Origin of the sequence: Paenibacillus sp. HGH0039 (genome assembly GCF_000411255.1) — a bacterium.
Taxonomy (GTDB): Bacteria; Bacillota; Bacilli; order Paenibacillales; family NBRC-103111; genus Paenibacillus_F.
Genome location: NZ_KE150412.1, coordinates 298,878 through 300,579, shown reverse-complemented (window position 1 = coordinate 300,579; position 1,702 = coordinate 298,878). Strand labels below are relative to the sequence as shown.

Genomic DNA, 1,702 nt, shown 5'->3' with positions numbered 1-1,702 from the left:
TGGAGCGGATTCCGCTGACGCCGAACGGGAAAGTCGACCGCAAGGCGCTGCCGGCGCCGGAAGCGGGCACGGACGGAGGCGCGGAGTATATCGCGCCAAGGACGCCGCTGGAAGCGAAGCTGTGCGCCATCTGGCAGGACGTGCTCGGTCTTCAGAAGGAAGTCGGCATCGGCGATAACTTCTTCGACCTGGGCGGACATTCCCTGCGGGCAACGACGCTTGTCGGCAAAGTGCACAGGGAACTGAACGTCGATCTGCCGTTAAGAGACGTTTTCCGTCATTCGACGGTTGAAGATATGGCAGAGGCAATCGCCAACATGGAACGGCAGGAGCATGTTTCCATTCCTGCTGTGGAACAAAGGGAGTTCTATCCGCTTTCGTCCGCTCAGAAACGTTTGTATATTCTCAATCAGCTTGAGGGAGCGGAGCTGAGCTACAACATGCCGGGTACGCTGATACTCGAAGGTGCGCTGGACCGGAACCGGTTCGAGGAAGCATTCCGCAGTCTGATTCAGCGCCATGAAACCCTGCGCACGGGCTTCGAAATGGCGAACGGGGAAGCGGTGCAGCGGGTATACCCGGATGTGGACTTTTCCGTGGAACATGTCGGGGCAAGCGAGGAAGAAGCGGCAGAAACGGTGCTGGCTTTTGTACGTCCGTTCGATCTCGCGAAACCGCCTTTGATTCGGGTCGGCTTGGTCGAACTGGCGGTTGAGCGGCATCTCTTGATGTTCGATATGCACCATATCGTTTCCGACGGCGTTTCGATGGACGTGCTGGTGGAAGAGTTCGTCCGCCTATACAGCGGAGAAGAGTTGGAGCCGCTGCGCATTCAGTACAAGGACTACGCCGTCTGGCAGCAGTCCGTAGGGCAGAAAGAGCAGCTAAAGCGTCAGGAAGCTTACTGGCTTAATGTTTTCCGGGGAGAGCTCCCGGTGCTGGAACTGCCGACGGATTACGCCCGGCCTGCCCTGCAGAGCTACGAAGGACGGACGCTCCAATTTTCCATGGATGCGCAGAAGAGTGAAGGCTTAAAGCGGCTGGCGGCGGAAACAGGCACAACCTTATATATGGTTCTGTTTGCGGCATATACAGTCATGCTGCATAAATATACAGCTCAGGAAGACTTGATCGTAGGCACGCCGATTGCCGGCAGGACACACGGAGATGTGCAGCCGCTGATCGGAATGTTCGTCAATACGCTGGCAATTCGCAATTATCCGGCCGCGGACAAAACGTTCCTCTCCTACCTGCAGGAGGTCAAGGAAACGACTTTGGGCGCATACGAGCATCAAAACTACCCGTTCGAGGAACTGGTGGAAAAGGTGCAGGTTGCCCGGGATCTAAGCCGCAACCCGCTTTTCGACACGATGTTCACGCTGCAAAACACGGAAAACAAAGAGCTTCAACTGCCCGGCCTCCGGCTGGCTCCTTATGCGAGCGAAGAAATCGTGTCCAAGTTTGACCTTAGTCTGGATGTGACGGAAGTCTACGGCGGCCTGGATTACTTGTTCGAGTATGCAACTTCTTTGTATAAAAAAGAAACGATAGAACGAATGGCCAAGCATTACGAACAGCTTTTGAATGCCATTGTGAAGAGCCCGAAAGCCAAAATCGCCGATCTTGACCTGGTGACTCCTTCCGAAAAAGAGCAGCTGCTCGAAGCGTTCAATCCGGCCATGTCCGAGCTTCCGCAGGTGCA

At 55.5% G+C, this 1,702-nt stretch carries 1 protein-coding gene; it reads left to right on the top strand.

Annotated features, from left to right (window positions below; translation table 11 throughout):
- The coding region (locus HMPREF1207_RS01100) for a condensation domain-containing protein (RefSeq protein ID WP_016423376.1) at window positions 1-1,702 on the top strand (1,702 nt) is incomplete at both ends.